General features: G+C 27.9%; 1 protein-coding gene and 3 tRNA genes. 1 reads left to right on the top strand and 3 read right to left on the bottom strand.

The genetic code is table 11. The annotated features are described in order from the left end of the window. The first annotated feature begins 552 nt into the window (after positions 1-552). Positions 553-629: transfer RNA gene (locus tag ACRDBA_RS00715), tRNA-Arg, on the top strand. A 43-nt stretch (positions 630-672) separates the two neighbouring features. Here the strand turns inward: ACRDBA_RS00715 and ACRDBA_RS00710 are convergent. The 3 genes from ACRDBA_RS00710 to ACRDBA_RS00700 form a co-directional block, all read right to left on the bottom strand. Further along, on the bottom strand, positions 673-1,293 hold the full coding sequence (locus ACRDBA_RS00710; protein ID WP_438571031.1) for a copper homeostasis protein CutC: 621 nt from the start codon (positions 1,291-1,293) through the stop codon (positions 673-675). 281 nt (positions 1,294-1,574) lie between these two features. Beyond that, positions 1,575-1,648, bottom strand: a tRNA-Gly gene (locus ACRDBA_RS00705). A 5-nt stretch (positions 1,649-1,653) separates the two neighbouring features. Then, a tRNA-Gly gene (locus ACRDBA_RS00700) sits at positions 1,654-1,728 on the bottom strand. Positions 1,729-1,792 lie beyond the last annotated feature (64 nt).

The raw sequence follows: 1,792 nt of genomic DNA, 5'->3' as shown, positions 1-1,792 counted from the left end.
GCCAGCGTTCGTCCTGAGCCAGGATCAAACTCTCACTAAAAAGTTTAATCTGTTGCTCAAATTACTTTGAGTCTTTTTTAAGACTCTCAAAAGAATTGCTGGTTATTACTTAACTTTTATTCTGTTCAATTTTCAAAGATCTTGTCGCTCAAACGACTTCTTTATATTAACATCTTAAGAATTTCTTGTCAACATATTTTTTAATATGTTTTTTCAAGTTTTTACGAGTTGTTTGCTCGTTCCTTAAGAACAAGGATTATTCTATCACAAACTTTCTTTATAATAATCAATAATAATATTATTTAACTTATTTATTTTTATTATTCTCTATATTTCTTTCTTTTACTCTATATTATTATTAATGATACGCTTGGTAAAGTTTAGCTTATTGTATGCGATAATATGCTTAAATATGTAAAAAATAATACTATTTTATCCTAAATAATACTCTATTTTTTTATTTTAATTATACTTCAGTAATAAGTTAAAATATTAATATGGTATTATTTAAGTGAAAGTACTATAATATAATATAAAATATAATAAATACTTGCATTTATAGCTCAGTTGGATAGAGCGTTGGACTTCGAATCCAGTGGTCGGGGGTTCAAATCCCTCTAAGTGCACCAAAAAAGGAGGACTATATAAATATCGTCCTCCTTTTATATTTGACTATTTTAAACTTCCAACTATTTTGGTTCCATGTATTTCAATTGAATTAGTCTTTTCTTTTACCATTTCTCTATTATCTAAATTTATTCCTGCACCAGGTATTAAAATTATTCTTCCATTTGCATATTCAATTAACTCTTTTAATGTATCTAAATTATCTAAAGCTGATCCTCCCCCACCTTTTGTTAATATTCTATCTACACCTAAATTAACTAATATATCTATGGCTTCTTTTTTATCATCTATTTCATCAAATGCCATATGAAATGTAATTTTTAAATCTCCTGAAATACTTTTTACAACCTTTACAAAATCTTGGTCTACTTTATTATCTTTTGTTAGCGAACCAATTACTACAGCATTTACATCTAATTCTTTACATAGCTTTATATCAGAATACATTATTTCCTTTTCTGACTCATTAAATGTAAAGTTTCCTCCTCTTGGTCTTATTATTACATTTATAGGGATATTAATATCCTCCTTAGCCTTTTTTATAGTTCCATAACTTGGAGTAGTTCCCCCTTCAATCAAATTATCACATAATTCTATTCTATCTGCTCCTAGTTTTTCCGCTTTTATTGCTTCTAAATATGAACCTGTGCACGCTTCAAATATCATTTATCTGTCCTCCATTTATTTATTTATTAACAAAATTCTGAATTTTATCAACAGTTTTGTTTTTATTAAAAATATTTCTGTGGATATTTTTTTCTTTATTCACATAGTTATAAGTTATTTAATATTGATAACTACCAAATACATATACACATTTAATCTAAATATGTATTTTCCACTAATTCATATATATAAATTTTATTAAATCTTAATTATTATATTATAAGAATAAATGTTTATAAAAATAAATAAAGACAACTATGATAGTTGTCTTTATTTTTAAATGGAGCGGGTAGTGGGAATCGAACCCACCTTTTCAGCTTGGAAGGCTGGAGTATTACCGATATACGATACCCGCATATATGGAGCGAAAGACGAGACTCGAACTCGCAACATTCACCTTGGCAAGGTGACGCTCTACCATTGAGCCACTTCCGCATTTTATTCTATGTAATTTATAAATATATATGGTGCAGATGAAGGGAGTCGAACCCCCACGCCA

The organism is Clostridium sp. (assembly GCF_051654825.1).
In the GTDB taxonomy this organism is placed as follows: Bacteria; Bacillota; Clostridia; order Clostridiales; family Clostridiaceae; genus Clostridium.
The sequence above is the reverse complement of the archived record's forward strand: the minus strand, read 5'-3'. Positions and strand labels throughout refer to the sequence as shown.

What these genes read in the sequence shown, in the direction of transcription:
- ACRDBA_RS00710 (WP_438571031.1), bottom strand. Translation starts at nt 1,293, where the DNA reads ATGATATTTGAAGCGTGCACAGGTTCATATTTAGAAGCAATAAAAGCG.